At 46.0% G+C, this 18,120-nt stretch carries 16 protein-coding genes; 3 read left to right on the forward strand and 13 right to left on the reverse strand.

Annotated elements, in window-relative coordinates; genetic code table 11:
- From VIM72_RS28735 to mraZ, 13 genes are all read right to left on the reverse strand, one after another.
- A partial coding sequence (locus VIM72_RS28735) for a cell division protein FtsZ (RefSeq protein WP_332006247.1) occupies positions 1 to 535 on the reverse strand: 535 nt, incomplete at its 3' end.
- 174 nt (positions 536 to 709) lie between these two features.
- A complete protein-coding gene (gene ftsA, locus VIM72_RS28740) occupies positions 710 to 2,113 on the reverse strand; it encodes a cell division protein FtsA (RefSeq protein ID WP_332006248.1) in 1,404 nt (467 codons plus the stop codon).
- Entirely contained in the window at positions 2,110 to 3,201 is a 1,092-nt protein-coding gene (locus VIM72_RS28745; protein ID WP_332006249.1) for a hypothetical protein, read from the reverse strand. Before VIM72_RS28745 ends, ftsA begins: the two co-directional genes overlap by 4 nt.
- A gap of 11 nt (positions 3,202 to 3,212) precedes the next feature.
- Entirely contained in the window at positions 3,213 to 4,580 is a 1,368-nt protein-coding gene (gene murC / locus VIM72_RS28750; protein WP_332006250.1) for a UDP-N-acetylmuramate--L-alanine ligase, read from the reverse strand.
- A 23-nt stretch (positions 4,581 to 4,603) separates the two neighbouring features.
- Positions 4,604 to 5,695 carry an undecaprenyldiphospho-muramoylpentapeptide beta-N-acetylglucosaminyltransferase gene (gene murG / locus VIM72_RS28755; protein ID WP_332006251.1) on the reverse strand — a complete coding sequence of 364 codons (1,092 nt, stop codon included), beginning with the start codon at positions 5,693 to 5,695 and terminating at the stop codon, positions 4,604 to 4,606.
- A 39-nt stretch (positions 5,696 to 5,734) separates the two neighbouring features.
- Positions 5,735 to 6,928, reverse strand: a complete 1,194-nt coding sequence (locus tag VIM72_RS28760; protein WP_332006252.1) for an FtsW/RodA/SpoVE family cell cycle protein — start codon at positions 6,926 to 6,928, stop codon at positions 5,735 to 5,737.
- Between the two features lie 67 nt (positions 6,929 to 6,995).
- Complete coding sequence (gene murD, locus VIM72_RS28765) at positions 6,996 to 8,336, reverse strand: UDP-N-acetylmuramoyl-L-alanine--D-glutamate ligase (protein ID WP_332006253.1); 1,341 nt, start codon at positions 8,334 to 8,336, stop codon at positions 6,996 to 6,998.
- A gap of 30 nt (positions 8,337 to 8,366) precedes the next feature.
- The gene (gene mraY, locus VIM72_RS28770; protein WP_332006254.1) at positions 8,367 to 9,626 is read right to left on the reverse strand and encodes a phospho-N-acetylmuramoyl-pentapeptide-transferase; all 1,260 of its coding nucleotides are present in this window, start codon (positions 9,624 to 9,626) and stop codon (positions 8,367 to 8,369) included.
- 85 nt (positions 9,627 to 9,711) lie between these two features.
- Positions 9,712 to 11,178, reverse strand: a complete 1,467-nt coding sequence (locus tag VIM72_RS28775) for a UDP-N-acetylmuramoyl-L-alanyl-D-glutamate--2,6-diaminopimelate ligase (RefSeq protein ID WP_332006255.1) — start codon at positions 11,176 to 11,178, stop codon at positions 9,712 to 9,714.
- A complete protein-coding gene (locus tag VIM72_RS28780) occupies positions 11,179 to 13,287 on the reverse strand; it encodes a penicillin-binding protein (RefSeq protein ID WP_332006256.1) in 2,109 nt (702 codons plus the stop codon). It abuts the gene before it with no gap.
- 211 nt (positions 13,288 to 13,498) lie between these two features.
- Entirely contained in the window at positions 13,499 to 13,867 is a 369-nt protein-coding gene (locus tag VIM72_RS28785) for an FtsL-like putative cell division protein (RefSeq protein ID WP_260607338.1), read from the reverse strand.
- Between the two features lie 100 nt (positions 13,868 to 13,967).
- Positions 13,968 to 14,879: a 16S rRNA (cytosine(1402)-N(4))-methyltransferase RsmH gene (gene rsmH / locus VIM72_RS28790; RefSeq protein WP_332006257.1), complete on the reverse strand. Its 912-nt coding sequence runs from the start codon at positions 14,877 to 14,879 to the stop codon at positions 13,968 to 13,970.
- Positions 14,880 to 14,891: 12 nt separating this feature from the next.
- Positions 14,892 to 15,359, reverse strand: coding sequence for a division/cell wall cluster transcriptional repressor MraZ (gene mraZ / locus VIM72_RS28795; RefSeq protein WP_332006258.1), 468 nt, complete (start codon positions 15,357 to 15,359; stop codon positions 14,892 to 14,894).
- A 496-nt stretch (positions 15,360 to 15,855) separates the two neighbouring features.
- Between mraZ and VIM72_RS28800 the strand changes: the two genes are divergently transcribed.
- The 3 genes from VIM72_RS28800 to coaBC form a co-directional block, all read left to right on the forward strand.
- Positions 15,856 to 16,686: an outer membrane protein assembly factor BamD gene (locus tag VIM72_RS28800; RefSeq protein WP_332006259.1), complete on the forward strand. Its 831-nt coding sequence runs from the start codon at positions 15,856 to 15,858 to the stop codon at positions 16,684 to 16,686.
- Positions 16,655 to 16,996, forward strand: a complete 342-nt coding sequence (locus VIM72_RS28805; protein ID WP_142683742.1) for a DNA-directed RNA polymerase subunit omega — start codon at positions 16,655 to 16,657, stop codon at positions 16,994 to 16,996. Before VIM72_RS28800 ends, VIM72_RS28805 begins: the two co-directional genes overlap by 32 nt.
- Before the next feature lie 104 nt (positions 16,997 to 17,100).
- A partial coding sequence (gene coaBC / locus VIM72_RS28810) for a bifunctional phosphopantothenoylcysteine decarboxylase/phosphopantothenate--cysteine ligase CoaBC (protein WP_332006260.1) occupies positions 17,101 to 18,120 on the forward strand: 1,020 nt, incomplete at its 3' end.

The raw sequence follows: 18,120 nt of genomic DNA on the forward strand, positions 1-18,120 counted from the left end.
ACTTCAGGTCGCCGAATTTCTGACGTAATTTATCATTGGAGATAATCAGCAGGGTATCTACATACTCTTTCAGGCGGGTAACGCCTTCATCAGCCTGCAGCATTCTCTTTTTTCCTTCGTAGGAAAAAGGAGTGGTAACAATACCTACGGTTAGAATACCGAGCTCCTTACATATCCGCGCAATGATAGGAGCGCCGCCTGTTCCGGTGCCACCGCCCATACCGGCAGTAATGAAGGCCATTTTGGTATTTACCTCCAGTATTTTTTTGATTTCTTCAAAGGATTCTTCCGTCGCCTGTTTCCCGATTTCAGGATTTGCACCGGCGCCAAGTCCCTGTGTCAGGTGCGGCCCCAACTGTATTTTATTGGGAACAGGGCTATTGGCAATAGCTTGTGCATCGGTATTGCAAATAATGAAATTTACCCCTTCAATGCGCTGGCTATACATATGATTCACCGCATTACTTCCACCGCCACCGATACCGATGACTTTGATGATAGAAGATTTTTCCTTAGGAAGATCAAAATGTATCATGACTCTATACTTTTATGGGTTAGTACGAATAATTAATAATGAACTATTAAGAATTAAGTGCGTGTATGCTTGTATGTTATTACTATGGTTCATTTGTCCTGTCATTATTAATTATCGTTCTTAATTCTTATTATATTAAACGTTTGCTTTTTGCAACAATTGCGCCACTTACTATTAAAGTTTTGCATCTTCTTCTTCCGTGAACATATCAATGATTTTTGTTTTCATTTTGTCCAGGAAGTTTTTCAATGAGGCGTTCCTTTCTTTTGCTTTCCGGTCCTGTATTTCCTGGCTGCTCGGGGTTTCTTCTTCTATCCAGTCTTCGGGTGTAGCCACCGACTGTGCAGCCTGTTCTTTTGCCAGGTAACTGGTATTGATCTTTACATAATTTTCTTCCAGTGCTTTACGATCATTTTCAAAATCATTGTAACCTTTCAGGATCAGGCCCACGCAGGTAGCATACATAGGTTTGGTTAACTCATCTATGTGGCCGCTGGCGAGGTGCTCGTTGGGGAATCCTATACGGGCGCTTGCACCGGTGGTATATTCTGTTAACTGTATAAGGTGTTTCAGCTGGGATCCGCCACCGGTAAGGATAATACCACCATTCAGCATTTTGTTGTCCATACCGATCTGCTTGAGGTGATATACTACGAAATCGAGTATTTCACTCATGCGCGCCTGGATGATATGCGCCAGGTTCTTCACGGAGATCTCTTTGGGGCTCTGACCTCTTAATCCGGGGATCGTGATATAGGCGTTGGTTTTCGCTTCATCTGCCAGGGCATAACCGAACTGTACTTTCATCTGTTCAGCCTGTGTTTTTAATACGCCAAGGCCGTTTTTGATGTCGTTGGTAATGTTTTCTCCACCGTAGGGGATAACAGCGGTGTGCTTCAGTATACCTTCATAAAATACAGCCAGGTCGGTGGTACCGCCACCAATATCCACAATGGCTACACCCGCTTCAAAATCCATGTCGCACATTACCGCTGCAGCGGAAGCCAGTGGCTGCAATACCAGGTCGCGGATTTTGAGACCTGATTTTTCCACGCTGCGGTTAATGTTGCGGATGGCGTTTTTATCGCCGGTAATAATATGGAAGTTGGCGCCCACTTTTACCCCGGACATACCGATAGGGTAAGTGATGTTCTGCAAACTATCCACTATATATTGCTGCGGAATCACATCAATGATCTGATCGCTCGCGGGAATAACTGTTTTGTACTGATCGTTGATCAGCTGGTCAATATCTTTCTGGGATATTTCCGCATCAGTGTCATTGCGTACAATATCTCCACGGGTTTGCAAACTTTTTATATGATGACCGGCTATACCAACATATACCTCGTTAATTTCCAGGTTAGGGTTGGATGCATAACAATTCTCGAGTGCTTGCCTGATAGCCTTAATGGTTTGGTCAATGTTCAGCACCATGCCGTGCTGTACACCAAACGATGTAGCTTTTCCGAATCCCAGGATTTCCAGTTTCCCGTATTCATTCTTCCGTCCTGCAATGGCAGCAATCTTCGTAGTACCAATATCGAGTCCTACAATGATGGGAGCTTCCTGATTCATGGCGTTTTTTGTTTTTTTGATGTGTTAACAGATTTATTCCCTGGCTTATACACTGCTTTGGGTTGTTGTTTGGCCGGCGCAGCTGCTTTTTCTTTCTTCACCTTTTCTTTTTCTTTCTGCGGTTTGGCTTTTTCTTTTACTGCGTGCGCCGGTTTTGATACCGGTTTGGCAGGTTCGGTATGTACCGGCTTTACAGGCGCCGGTGCTGCCGTTGTTGTTGAATCTTCGCTGTCCGCTATTGGCGGTTCGTCTGCACCGGCCAGTTTCAAACTATCTGTTTTGATCACTGGTTGCAATGGAACAACGCCATCTTTACGGGTACACACCACTTCGTTTTCAAATGCGATGTTGATGCGTGTATAATTATTCCAGCCTACTTTGTTCAATCCTTCTTTATAAAAAGCCAGCAGTTTGGTGAATTTTTTATCTATGTCTGTGCCTTCTCCGAATACAATCACCTGGTCGCCCAGCTTGGGTATGAATTCAAACCTGCGATCATCTGTGATCATGAGTTGTTCTACCTGTGCCATCCAGAAAGGGTCTTTACCAATATAGGTGCCCAGGTCCACGATCTGTGCGGCTAACAGGCTGTCTGGTTTCTGCAGCTTTTCTGCATCTGTAGGAAAACCTGTGAATACCGGTACCCTGGCTGCATACCGGCTGGATACCGGTATATGTTCGCCGGCGCCATCGAGGTAAAAGCTGTTACCGGAAAAAGTAAATACCCTTGCTACCGGCTCGCGTTGCGTTACTTTGATATTCAGCTGCCGGCTGTTGTCAAAATAAATCTCCGCATTTTTTACCCAGGGATCCTGGTCTACAATGGCTTCCAGTTCTGCTATATTGATATCGGCAATACTTTTACCAACCGGGTTCAGATTTTTATCTTTCGTGATCAAAGATTTTATATCCTTTGATTCAATAAAAAAGTTATCATCTTTCCCCTCAAATTTTACCAGTATACTTTTACATTTACCGGCATCCTTGTCTTGTATAGCAGCCACCAGCAATACTGCAAAGCCTGTGAGCGCCGTTCCCCAGAGAACAGCGGTACCCAGTCGTTTTAATATTGTGGCAGTTTTAGACAAGTTTTTTATTTTTAGTGTGATGTTGTTTTGCTTTTAAGGAGATGAGCCACCGGTTCTTTTAACTGGTCTATATCTCCTGCTCCGGCTGTGATCAGTAACGGAACATCCTGCTTTCCGAGATACTCCATTACTTCTTCTTTTGATAAAATTTTTACAGGTACGGTTATTTTATCTGCGATCATTTCGCTGCTAACCCCTGCTATCGGCAGCTCACGCGCCGGGTAGATAGGAAGCAGTATTACCTCGTCTGCCAGTGACAGGCTTTCTGCAAAGCCATCTGCCAGGTCGCGGGTGCGGGTAAATAAGTGCGGCTGGAAAATAACCGTGCATTTTTTCCCGGGAAACAATGCCTTTGCACTGGTGATCAATGCACGCAATTCTTCCGGATGGTGTGCATAATCGTCGATGTATACCTGTTGATCTGTTTTTACAGCGTATTCAAACCTCCGTTTGATACCTTTAAAACTGGCGATGGCAGCGCGGATCTTAGCGGCGTCTATTCCCAGCAGCTGGGCTACTGTAATAGCAGCAACTGCATTTTCCACGTTATGCATGCCACCAATGTGCATTACCACGTTATCGATCATCCAGTCCTGCTGCATTACATCAAATTCATACCCGCCGTTGATCATGCGGATGTTGGCGGCATAAGCGTTGGCAGCATCGTTTTGTAAACTGTACAACAACTTGTTTGTTGCATTCAGCTCCTTGTTGCGGTGCAGGCCGAACTTAGCAATCAGTGTGCCATTGGGCTTGATGTTATGCGTATACTGTATAAAAGCATCTTCCATGGCTTCCGGTGTGCCGTAAATATCCAGGTGATCTGCATCCATGGCAGTCAGCACCGCGATATCCGGACTTAATTTCAGGAAAGAGCGGTCATACTCATCTGCTTCAATTACTGCCACCGCCTTTTCGCTGCTCCAGAAATTTTTGTTATAGTTCACGCTGATACCACCCAGGAAAGCGTTACAGCCGTAACCGCTGTCCGTAAGCAGGTGGGCGATCATGGTGGAAACAGTTGTTTTACCATGTGTGCCTGCCACGGTGATGGCAAACAGGGAACGGGTAATTTCCTGTAGCACATCACTGCGCTTTACCACTTCATATCCATTATCACGCAGCCACTGTAACTCTGTGTGCGTAGCCGGAATAGCCGGCGTATACACTACCAGGGTAGCCGCTTTGTCGATCAGGTTAATATCGTCTGTATAATGGATTTGCATACCCTCTGCCTCCAGCTGCTTTGTGAGCGCTGTGGAGGTACGGTCATAACCGCTTACCTGCACCCCCTTCTCATTGAAGAAGCGTGCAATGGCGCTCATGCCAATACCACCGATGCCGATGAAATAAACCCTTTGTATGTTGTTCAAATCCATATATCCTTCTAAAAAAAATCTCTCTAAATAATTCCCAGTACCTGGTTGGCAATCGTCACATCAGCATGGGGATTACCCAACTTGCCGATATTGCTTTCCAGTTGTTCCATCAGCGCTTTGTTTTGCAAAAGGCTGAACAGTACATTACCCAGTTGTGAGCGCACCTCCTCATCTTTAATGATCAGCCCTGCCTGTTTGTTTACCAGGTTCATCGCGTTGGATGTCTGGTGATCTTCTGCTGCAAACGGGTATGGCACAAATATCACCGGCTTCTTCACTACGCACAGTTCCGCGATGGCCAATGCACCGGCTCTTGATAATACTACATCTGCCGCTTTATAGGCAAAGTCCATCACGTTGATGAAATCATATACCTTGATATGTGATCCATATGGCGCAGCGGCGGCTTTTGCTGTTTCGTAATAAGGCTTCCCTGTTTGCCAGATCAGCTGTATATCCTTGTCCGCTATCTCTTTCAGTAACGGTTGCAATCCTTCGTTAATGGATTTAGCCCCCAGGCTGCCTCCTACGGCGAAGATGGTTTGCTTTGCAGTGCTCAGTCCAAAATGCTGCAGGGCGTCTTCACGTGTTACGGCCGACTGTGAAATACTGTTCCTCACAGGGTTACCGGTCATTACCAGCTTTTCGGGCGGAAAAAATTTATCCATGCCATCATATGCCACGCAGATCTTTTTCGCTTTCTTACCCAGTATTTTATTTGTTTTCCCTGCGAAGGAATTTTGTTCCTGTATCAGGGTTGGCGTACCATTTTTCTGTGCCCTGTTCAGCATCGGAAAGCTGGCGTATCCACCCACACCCACTACGGCATCCGGCTGAAAGTTTTGCAGGATGGCCTTTGCACGGCGCAGGCTTTTCCATATCTTAAACGGCAGCAGGATATTTTTGAAAATATTGCTCCTGTTAAAACCGGCTATTTCCAGTCCTTCGATCGGGTAACCTGCCTGCGGCACTTTCTCCATTTCCATTTTCCCGGTTGCACCTACAAATAATATGTTGATGTCCGGTTCTATTTTTTTCAACGCATTCGCGATCGCTATCGCCGGGAAGATATGCCCCCCGGTACCGCCGCCTGCTATGATCACTTTGCGTTGCATGTATTGTTCCTGATTACAAATTGTTGTTATAAATACGTATTAAGCGACAGCAGCGTTTTCCGATTGCGCAATAACTCTTTCCAAACGCTCTTTCTCTGCCTGTTTACCTTCCATTTCTTCCACGTTCCTCGACACACTCAGGATGATACCAATGGCCATACTGGTAAACAATACCGAAGAACCACCCATGCTCACCAGCGGGAGCGGAAGCCCTGTAACCGGGAACAGCTGTACGTTTACCGCCATATTGGTTAATGCCTGTATTACCAATGTCACACTAAGCCCTACTGCCAGGAATGCGCCAAAAGCGTAAGGACATCTTTTATAGATCCTGATACTTCTCAATAATAAAATCATATAAGCCGCCAGTATCAGGAAGGCGCCGAATATGCCATATTCTTCTATGATGGTGGCATAGATATAATCGGAATAGGCATGTGGCAGGAAGTTACGCTGCGTACTGTTGCCGGGCCCTTTACCTAAAAAACCACCACCTGCTATTGCGATGTTGGCCTGCTGCACCTGGTAGGGCGTTTCTGTATGATCACCATGTAAAAAGTTATCGATACGTTTTTCCCAGGTTTTGGTACGCATTTCCATACCTGTTACTTTAGCCACGCCAAAGAGCAACACCACCAGTACAGCTCCCGCCGCTACCATAGAGGCCAGGAACCTGACAGGCACCCTGCCTATAAAGCAGAGCAGCATACAGCTGGCGCCCAGCAGGAGGGCGGTACTCATGTTGGCCGGCATGATCAGTGCGCAGATGATGCCAACCGGGATGATGATGGGCAAAAAACCTTTTTTGAAATCATCTATCAGATTCTGCCTTCTCGATAACTGCCTGCTTACATACATGAATATGGCTAGTTTGGCCACATCCGATGTCTGGAAGGTAAGGTTAATGATGGGCAGCTTGATCCACCTGCTGGCTTCATTGATATTAGAGCCAAAAGCCAGTGTGTACATCAGCAATGGTATGGATATAAGGAACCCTATTTGCGCCACGCGGGAATAAATGGTATAATTCACGCGGTGGGCAAAATAGATGATCACCAGCCCCATGCCCAGTACCGTAAGCTGCTTCAGGAGATAATACTCCGTATGGCCGCCTCTTTCACGGTAGGCAAGTGAGCCGGTAGCGCTATATACAGCAAGCAGGCTTACCAGCGATAGAAAAAGTACTACCGCCCAGATAACCTTGTCGCCTTTTGTTCTATAGAGCAATCCCATCGGTTCCTGCTTTTATTTTCTTTTGTTTTTTCAGATGTAACCCTTTATTCTGCTGATCAACGCCTGTTTACAATGCCTTTACTTCTTCCTTAAATTTCCTTCCACGGTCTTCGTAATTTTTAAAAAGATCAAAGCTGGCGCAGGCGGGCGACAATAAAACGATGTCTCCCTTCGTGGCCTGTTTAAATGCTTCCTGTACAGCGTCGTGCATACTGGTGGTGTTGATCATCACCGGTGTGTCTTTTGATAACGCCGTAAAGATGGGGGTGTTGTCTACACCCATACAAATAATTGCTTTTACCTTTTCTTTCACGAGATCGCGGATGGCATCGTAGTCGTTGCCTTTGTCTACGCCGCCCATGATAAGCACAATCGGTTTATCAAAACTTTCCAGTGCAAACCATACGGAGTTTACATTGGTCGCTTTGCTATCGTTTATAAAATCCACGCCTCTCACCGTAGTTACGTATTCCATGCGGTGCTCAAGGCTCTCAAATGACGCAAGGCTCTCGCGGATCTTTTCGTTCCTTATATCCATGGTCCTGCCTGCAATTGCTGCTGCCATTGAATTATACAGATTGTGTTTTCCCTTTAATGACAGGTCATACATTGACATGATAACCGGTTCTCCGTTGACATCTATGTGCAACTGGTCGTTGGCAATAGAGCCGCCTTCTTTCAGTGGTTTCATGATGGTAAAAGGTATTGATGCTGAATAAATGGGTTGCTGCGCTAAGTGCCGCATGATCTCAGGATCATCCATGCAGTAGATGAAGTAGTCTTCAGCTGTCTGGTTCATGGCAATTCTGAATTTGGAGGCTACGTAATTTTCCATTTTATAGTCGTAGCGGTCCAGGTGATCAGGCGTAATGTTCAGCAGGATGGCCACATTGGGTTTGAAGTCCTTAATGTCATCCAGCTGGAAGCTGCTGATTTCAATCACATAATACTCCGCTGGTGCGGTTGCCACCTGCCTTGCATAGCTCACGCCAATATTGCCAACCATGGCCACATCCAAACCTGCGTGTTTGAAAATGTGATAGGTGAGGGCGGTAGTGGTGCTTTTGCCGTTGCTGCCGGTGATGGCAATGATCTTTTTACCTGTCGAGAAACGGTAGGCCAGCTCAATTTCAGAAATCACGGGTATGCCTTTTTCGCGTACCTTTTTCATCAGTTCCGATTTTTCGGGAATACCAGGACTTTTTACAATTTCGTTTGCATCCAGTATGATATCCCAGGAATGATGCCCTTCTTCAAAAGAGATCTGGTTTACCGCCAGTTCCTGTTTGTAGTTATCTTTTATAGTTCCTCCATCAGATACAAATACATCATACCCTTGCTGTTTTCCCAGCAAAGCAGCACCTATCCCGCTTTCACCTGCTCCTAATATGACGAGTTTATATCCCATTTCGTTTAGTCTGCTTAGTTAGTTTTGTTATTATCTCATTTTTAAGGTGGCAATACCTGCTACCACGCACATGATGGTCACGATCCAAAACCGCACTGATATTTTACTTTCGTGATAACCGATCTTCTGGTAGTGGTGATGCAGCGGCGACATCTTCAGGATACGCCGGCCTTCGCCATATTTCTTTTTAGTGTATTTAAAGTAAGATACCTGTAACATCACTGATAATGATTCTACCAGGAATACACCACAGAAGATGGGGATCAGCAATTCTTTCCGTACAATAATGGCAAGGGAAGCGATGATACCACCCAGTGCAAGACTACCGGTATCTCCCATGAAAACCTGTGCGGGGTAAGCATTGTACCAGAGGAAACCGATACATCCGCCCACAAAGGCAGCTATGAAAATGGAAAGCTCACCAAGATTGGGGATATACATGATGTTCAGGTATTCCGCAAACTGGATATTACCGGATACATAAGCAAAGATGCCAAGCCCTATACCTATAATACCTGAAACGCCGGTTGCCAGTCCATCCAGTCCGTCTGTAAGATTAGCGCCGTTTGATACTGCCGTAATAATAAAAATGACTATCAGGATGTAGAGAACGAACGTATACTTTTCCGCACCAGGGATCCAGGAGATCAGTTTGGAATAATTGAACTCATGGTTCTTTACGAACGGAATGGTGGTGATAGGCGTTTTAACATCCACAAAACGATGCCCGTCGCGGGTTACACGTTCCGGGTGATTAGTCACCTGTCTTTCATACGGCGCCAGCGGTTTGGCGCCTATTACTTCGCGGGACACCACTACGTCTGTATTAAAGTAGAGGGTGCAGCCAACGATTAACCCAAGTCCTACCTGGCCCATGATCTTAAAACGTCCTGCCAGTCCTTCTTTATTTTTCTTAAATACTTTAATATAATCATCCAGGAAGCCGATCAGTCCTAACCATACCGTGGATAATAATATCAGCCAGATATATACATTAGCTATCTGTGCAAACAGCAGGGTGGGGATTACAATGGCGGATAAGATAATAAGCCCGCCCATGGTAGGGGTGCCCTTTTTGGAATTTTCGCCCTGAAGGCCCAGCTCGCGGATAGTTTCGCCGATCTGTTTTTTCTGAAGAAATCTAATAATCCGTTTACCGAACAGCAAAGAAATAACCAGCGACAGCAACAATGCCATCGTTACACGGAAAGTGATATACTGGAACATACCACCGCCGATGACGCTGATCTTAAATTCTGTTTTCAGGTAATTTAAAAAATAATATAACATATGTTTTAGTCGTAACCTGTTCTCCACCGTAGGAGTACAGGCTTTTAAGTCATTGGATTATTAAGTATTCGTCTTCAGTCTTAGTCTATTTCTCCAGGGTTTTCATCAGCTCCAGCAGCACTTCTTTATCATCGAAGTGATGTTTTACGCCTTTGATTTCCTGGTATTTCTCATGTCCTTTACCAGCCACCAGGATAATGTCTTCCCGGTTGGCGAGCGACAGTGCCGTTTTAATGGCTTCTTTCCTGTCGGTAATGGAAATGACTTTCTTTTTCAGGTGAACAGGAATACCGGCTTCCATTTCCCTGATAATTTCCGCCGGGTCTTCCGAGCGGGGATTATCGGAGGTAAGAATAACGCGGTCGCTGTTTTCCACTGCTACATCTCCCATTACAGGGCGTTTGGTGGTATCCCTGTCGCCGCCGCAACCCACTACCGTGATCACCTGTTCATTGCCCTTGCGCAGGTTTTTGATAGTGGCCAGTACATTTTTCAGGGCATCCGGTGTATGTGCGTAATCAACTATCGCGATGATCTGTTCTTTATCTGAAATGATATAATCAAATCTGCCTTCAGCGCCTGTGGTGTCGCTCAGGGCCTGTAATACGCTGGCTTTATCTATTCCCAGTGATACAGCGGCGCCGTAAACAGCCAGCAGGTTATACGCATTGAATTCACCGATCAGGCGGAAATGCACTTCTGTATCTCCCACCAGCATGATCAGTCCTGTAAGATTGTTTTCCAGGATCTTGCCTTTGAAATCCGCCAGGGTGCGCAGGCTGTACGTAGCTTTCTTTGCTTTCGTATTCTGCAGCATTACCATTCCCCGTTTGTCGTCCAGGTTGGTGAGGGCAAACGCGGAGGATGGCAGGTTATCAAAGAACGATTTCTTCACCCGGATATATTCATCAAAAGTTTTGTGATAATCCAGGTGATCATGTGTGATATTACTAAAGATGCCCCCTGCGAATTTTAGCCCTGCAATACGTTGCTGGTGAATGGCATGGGAGCTTACTTCCATAAACACGTACAGGCAGCCGTCGTCCACCATCTTTGCCAGTAAGGCGTTCAGGCTGATGGGATCAGGCGTGGTATGTGTAGCCGGTATAACGGTATCGCCTATCTGGTTTTGTACTGTGGATAATAATCCGCAGTGGTACCCTAGTTTGGTAAACAGCCGGAACAGCAATGTAGCGATGGTTGTTTTTCCGTTGGTACCGGTAACGCCTACCAGTTGTATTTTATGGGAAGGGTTGTCATAGAAGTTGCCCGCCATGATACCGCTGCTGGCAGCGCTGTTGCTTACCTGTACATAGCATATGTTATCTGCCAGTTGTTCAGGTAATGTTTCACAGATCACTGCGGCTGCGCCCAAACCAATCGCTTTTTCAATGTACACATGTCCGTCTGTGTGTACGCCCTTCACTGCAATGAAAGCATCCCCGGGACCAATGGACCTGGAGTCGGTAGCAAGTGCATGAATGGTAATATCCGTATTACCATGCACCGCCAGGATGCTTACATTATACAATATGTCGCGCAGCGTTTTCATCTAGCTCAGTTCTATTACGATGGTTTGTTCGTTTCCTATTTTTGTTCCGCCGGGGAGTGATTGCATTTTCACTTTACCGGCGCCTTTAACTACTACGCGTAGCCCGGCGTTTTCAAGCAGGTACAGGGCATCTTTGAGGCCCATCCCGGTAACATCGGGCACAGCGCCTTTTGTTTGCGTTACCTGTTCAAAAGCAATTTTGCGGTCTGCCACTCTCGCGCTTACCCAGCTGTTATTAGCGGGGGCGTTGCCGATAGGCAGCTGCAGTTTACCCAGGATCTGTTTCCATTCACTGCCTTTGCCATTTTTCAGTGACAGCAGGGTATCCAGTTGCATGGTTGCCTGCATGGGTTTTTGTCTTTCCACTGCGATAGCGTACAGTTTATCTGCCACTTCCCTAAACACGGGACCCGCAACGCCTGCACCATAGAAGTGCAATGCATGCGGTTTGTTTTTTATCACTACCACGCAGGTGTACTGCGGGTCATTTGCCGGGAAGTATCCGGCGAATGACGACTGGTATATTTTATCTGCATATCCGCGGTTGCCGTTTGCCACGAGTGCGGTACCTGTTTTTGCCGCAAAGGTGTAGAACTGGCTGCGCAGTTTTTTTGCGGTACCATCTATGGGCACCCCTTCCAGCATAGCCTGTACCTGTTTCAGCGTGCTTTGTGAGCAGATGCTGTCCATTAGTACGGTAGGCTCAAACTGTTTTACTACCTGGCCATATTCCTGTATGGAATTGACGAGGTAGGGTTTCATCATTTTACCATTGTTAGCCACTGCATTGTACAGCATGCACGTTTGCAGCGGGCTGATAAGCACTTCATACCCGAAAGCCATCCAGGGCAGGGAAGTAGCGCTCCATGTTTTGGAAGCGGTTGTTTTAATAACCGGTCTTCCTTCGCCGATGAGGTCTATACCGGTAAATTGATCGAGCCGTAATTTTTTCAGATGGGCTACGAATTTATTAGGTTGCCGGTTATAGAACTGGTAGGCCAGTTTTGCCATCCCTACATTTGAGCTCAGCTCAAATGCGTGTTTGATGGTTACATTTTGCGGGCCGGGGTGAGGCTCAGAATCGAATACGGTTCTGCGGCCTACCTGCCAGCGGCCACCGTCCATGTTTACCATGGAATTCATGGTGGCGTATTTATCTTCCAGTACTGCAATCACGGTGGCCAGTTTGAATGTGGAACCGGGTTCCGCTACCTGCAGCGCATAGTTCATATCTTCCCAGTAGCCGTTGCCATCGGGTTGTTTGCCGAGGTTGGCTATGGCTTTAATTTTGCCTGTTTTCACTTCCATCAGGATGCAGGTGCCGTGCTCAGCTTCATTCTGCACCATCATATTCATGAGGGCCGTTTCCACGATATCCTGCATATTCACATCTATGGTGGTTACTACATCACGTCCGTTTTCGGGTTCAATATCGTAACCATCAACCGGTACATAGGTACCCCCTGCGATGCGGCGCATCAGTCTTTTACCGGTAACGCCTTTCAGGTATTCATTGTAGGTTCTTTCGAGGCCTACGCTCTGGGAATTCTCACGTGCCAGTCCGATGGTTCTGTTGGCCAGCAGTTTAAAGGGATTGATGCGCTTACTTTTGGATTCGGCGATCATACCACCTTTGTTTTTACCGAGGCGGAACATCGGGAAGCTGCGTAATTCCTGGTATTGGTTAAAGGGTACGTCTCTTTTTAATAAAAAGTAACGGTCCTTTGATTTATATCCTTCCTGTAACTGTTGTTTCCAGGATGCTTTACTGCGGTCGGTGAATATCTGGGAGAGGCGGTACGACAAGGAGTCCAGGTTTTCCTTGAATACCAGGCCGTTTTTGTCCCGGAGGCCGTCTGCCGCAAAATCAATCCGGATGTCGAAATAAGGAATGGAGGTCGACAGCATCCTGCCTTCCTCCGAGTAGATGGTGCCTCTTTCTGCATCCAGTGCCACATACCCGGTATGCAGGCTATCGGCCATACTGCGCCAGTAGTTGCCCTGTACGTTCTGGATATAGAATACTTTCACCAGGATAGCGATGCTAAACAGTGCCATGCCGATGAGGCACAGGTACACTCTCCACAATATGTCCTTTTTTACATCCACGGTGTTGTATTACCATTTTACCTTTTAGCCTTTAGCTGTCAGCTGTTTGTCCAAAGGCAAAACGGCTGCCGGCTAAAGGCTGATAACTTATAAGAAGATACCTGACACTGGCTGCATTTATAATTGAGATGCTTGCCATTTGATTTGATTTACCAGCATCCCCGACCTGAGTTATGGGTCAGGCGGGCAGCGTCAGGCATCAGTATTAAATTCATTTTTCTGTTTCCTTTTTCAGTACAATCTTTTGTGGAGGAGAGCTGAGTTGTTTAAGGCCCAGCGGCTCTACGGATTTACTGACTTCACTCATTTTGCTTCGAAACATGAGCTCACTTTTCACATTGATATACTCCCACTTCAGCTCTTTAATTTCTTTGCCCAGTTTGTTGATACGCCGGATTTTTTTTTCAGCGAGATGGCTATTGGCGATGTAGATCAAAGCCAGGAGGGAAAGGAACCCGATAAAGGGCATGTTTTGCACCAACGCTCTGTAATTGATGCGCAAACGCCATTCTTTACGTTCCGGGGGGATAATGTTTTCTTCCGCCGGATTTTCCTGTATCTTTTCTAAGTCGTCTCCCACGCGCTATGTCTTTTTAAACATTGACAATAAAAAACCTGAACGCAAATCAAAACGGATGTGTATAGGATAGGGTAGGATGTGATGGGCGGTTTGAACCGCGTCACGCTTGTTTTTCGGCCACCCGCAGCTTTGCACTTCTGGATCTTCCATTAAGCTTCAATTCTGCATCACTGGCGGTAACCGGTTTTTTTGTGATTAATCTGAACAATTTAGGGGGTGTTTCTTTTGCGAACGGATCTTCCGGTGCTTCTTCAAAACTTCCTGTCTTCATAAAATTTTTCACCATCCTGTCTTCCAGTGAGTGGAAAGTGATGATGGCGAGCCTTCCTCCGGGTTTCAGCACATTGGCAGCCTGTTCCAGCAAATCTTTCAGAGCGCCCAGTTCATCGTTAACGGCTATACGCAGCGCCTGGAAAACCTGTGCCAGGTATTTTTGCGGATTGCCTTTTACGATGGGCTGGATCACGGATTTGAATTCTGTGATGGTGCGCATGGGGTGTGTTTTGCGCTGCTTTACAATTGTTTGGGCAAGGGTTTTGGCGTTGGTTACTTCTCCGTATTCCTGGAAAATCTGTTGTAACCTTGCTTCTCCCCATGTAGCCAGCAATTGGGCGGCAGTAAATGCTGTCCGTGTATCCATCCGCATATCCAGATCACCATCAAAGCGGGTACTGAATCCTCTTTCTGCTGTATCGAACTGGTGCGATGAAACGCCCAGATCCGCCAGTACACCGTCTACCTGTTCTGCTTTATGCAGTTTCAGGAAGCGTTGCAGGTGACGGAAATTCTGTTGTACAAAAGTTACGCGTTCGTCTATAATCCTGTTTTGGTAAGCATCTTCGTCCTGATCAAATACTATCAGCCGTCCTTTTTCACCAAGTTTTCCGAGTATGGCTCTTGAATGTCCTCCGCCTCCAAACGTGGCGTCTACATAGATCCCATCGGGATTTATCTGTAGCAGCTCCGTAGTTTCCTGTAGCAGAACGGGTAAATGATATTGTTGCTCGCCCATATGCTCCCCTCTTTAAATTGATATGTTGTTGTCTCCTCCTCCCATTACCTGTTGAGCCAGATCACTGAACGCTCCCGGTGAGAAATTTTCAAAGAACTCCTGGTATTTACCTTTATCCCAGATCTCGATTTTATTGGTTGCTGCTGCCAGCACAATATCTTTTTCCAGATTGGCGTACGACAGCAGGTTTTTTGGTACCAGCAGTCTTCCTGCGCTGTCTAACTCCAGAATAGTGGCTCCATTTAAGAAGTAACGCCTGAATTCCCTTACTTTTGGATCAAAGTCATTCAACTTGCTGATACGCTCGAAAATAGGCTGCCATTCATTCATGGGATACAGGGACAAGCATTTTTCAAACCCTCGGTTAATCACAAACTGTCCTCCGGCCCCGTCTGTTAACTGCTTTTTAAACCCGGCAGGTAACAGAAAGCGTCCTTTTGCGTCCAGCGTCGATTCATATTCACCGAGAAATCCTGTCATACCATGGGGCAAAGTCCTTGAAAATCCTTTTCTAACACAAAATAACACTTTTTCCCACTTTTTAACGAAAAAATACTTTATAAATTTTTTCCACAGATGCAAGCGCCTCTGTCAGCGCCCTTTTCATGTCATTTATGCACTATAATAGTGTATTGGATAAAAATGTATGTTGATAACGTGTTGATAACGCAGAATATGATGTTTATAACTTGTTAATGACCCCTGAAGCCAGACTTGTACCGGATAATAGCAGGTGGGAAACGGGAATAGAAATTATTTATAGGAAGTATATTTTTATAATATGATGGGGGTTTTTGGCATAGCGGAGTAGATAAAAATAAATTATTCACAGTGAAAGACGATGGCGTCCACTGGCTCAGCCGTAGTGGAAAACCCTTCTTTCGGCGATTTAATTCCCTCTTTTGCAAAATTTTAACAGCAATGAAAATCTCTCTGCCTTACATTTACATTTAATTCTTAATTTTGCCACTCTTTTATGCGGAAATTTTTATTGTACATCAGTGTTCTTGTGGTTATTGTATCTACCTCCTGTAACAACCAGTTACGGAGAATAGAGAAAAGCAACAACTTTGAGAAAAAGTTGGACTACGCGAACCAGCTGTTCCAGAAGAAAAAATACAATACGGCAATAACACTCTATACCGACCTGGTGCAGGTATATAAGGGTACTGAGAAGTTTGAACCTATGTATTACAATTTCGCATATTGTTCTTATTATGTAAAGGATTATGTTCAGGCAGCCTTCCAGTTCAAAAACTACCTGGACCTGTTCCCGAATAGCCCCAGGGCTGTAGAGATAGATTATATGCAGGCATATTGCTACTATAAACAATCGCCCAAGGTATCGCTGGATCAGACCAATACCATGAAGGCCATTGCTGCCATGCAAACCTTCATAAATAACTATCCTACCGCCGATAAAGTGTCGGAAGCCAACCTGGTGATTGAGCTGTGCAGGCGCAAACTGGAAAAGAAAGAATTCTCCAGCGCTGAACTGTATTATAACCTGGGCTTCTACAAAGCCGCCGGTATTGCCTTCAAAAACCTGATGCGCAACTACCCCGACTCTGATAAAAGCGATAGTTACAAAGTAATGGCCATCAGATCTTACTATAATTATGCTAAAAACAGCATTCCGGAGAGACAAAAAGAGCGCTACGCAACGGTTCTCGACGAATACCTGGATTTCGCGGATCACTACCCGAACAGCAAATTAAAGCCTGATGCCGAAAAATTTTATACCTTAGCACAAAACAACATAAAAACACTGGATAATGAGCAAATTAAAGCGAAGTCTAACCAGTAGCCTTAATCCCTGGGTAGAAACCAAAAACACTACCGACATTAAGAACAGAACTGGTAATTTATATGAGTCTATTGCCGTGATAGCCAAACGCGCCAATCAGATCAATATTTCCGTGAAAGAGGAGCTCCATTCCAAACTGGAAGAGTTTGCCAGCCATACTGACAACCTCGAGGAAGTGCACGAGAATAAGGAGCAGATCGAGATTTCCCGTTTTTATGAAAGACTGGCAAATCCGGCTATCCAGGCTACACAGGAGTTCCTGGACAACAAAATTTATTTCCGCAAGAACGACGACGATTTGTTTAGCTGATCCACCACACATTATTTTGTGAGGTGCGTGATTGCGAAAAATAAAAATATTAATTTCATGGCGGCAGAATGATTTCTGCCGCTTTTGTTTTTGTATATATGTCCATGGACGCTATCAAAATGCTACAAGGAAAGAAGATCCTGCTCGGGGTGAGCGGCAGCATTGCCGCCTATAAAGCCGCTACCCTTATCCGCCTGCTGGTAAAGGAAGGAGCGGAAGTAAAAGTGGTAATGACCAGCGCCGCTGCCGGTTTTATTACCCCCCTAACCCTGGCCACCCTTTCTAAAAACGAGGTTCCCCTGAATATCAGTGACCATAACAGCTGGAATAACCATGTGATGCTGGGCCGCTGGGCAGATGTAATGCTTATTGCACCAGCTTCTGCCAATACCCTGGCCAAAATGGCCCTGGGCCTATGCGACAACCTCCTGCTGGCTGTGTACCTGTCTGCCACCTGCCCGGTGCTCTTTGCCCCGGCAATGGATGAAGATATGTGGCATCACCCTGCTACCCGCGCAAATGTGGATAAACTGATTGCTTACGGTCACCGGCAAATTCCCGTGGAATCCGGTGAACTGGCCAGCGGGCTCTTTGGAGAAGGCCGCATGGCAGAACCTGAACAGATACTCGCCTTCCTTGAACAGCATTTTCAGCAGGAAAACGGAAAAAAAGCACTGAATGGAACTACTGTCATCGTTACTGCTGGTCCTACTATAGAACATATTGACCCTGTTCGCTATATCACCAACCACTCCAGCGGCAAAATGGGCATTGCCATTGCTGAAGCCCTGGCGGATGCCGGCGCCGATGTACAGCTGGTACTTGGTCCTACTTCCCGGAAAACAACCCATCCGGGAATTACCATCACCCCTGTGCAAACCGCCCAGGAAATGTTTGATGCAGTAACATCCCGGTATGCTGGCGCGGGAATAGTGGTGGCTGCCGCAGCAGTGGCGGATTACCGCCCGGCAAAAGTAGCTGATAAGAAAATCAAAAAAGGCGAAGCCCAGTTACACATCGATCTCGAAAAAACTCCCGATATACTCCGCTCATTGGGCGACCGCAAAGGGCCACGTCAGCTGCTGGTAGGATTCTCCCTGGAAACGAACAATGAAAAGGAATAT

Source organism: Chitinophaga sp. (genome assembly GCF_036569185.1).
GTDB lineage: Bacteria > Bacteroidota > Bacteroidia > Chitinophagales > Chitinophagaceae > Chitinophaga.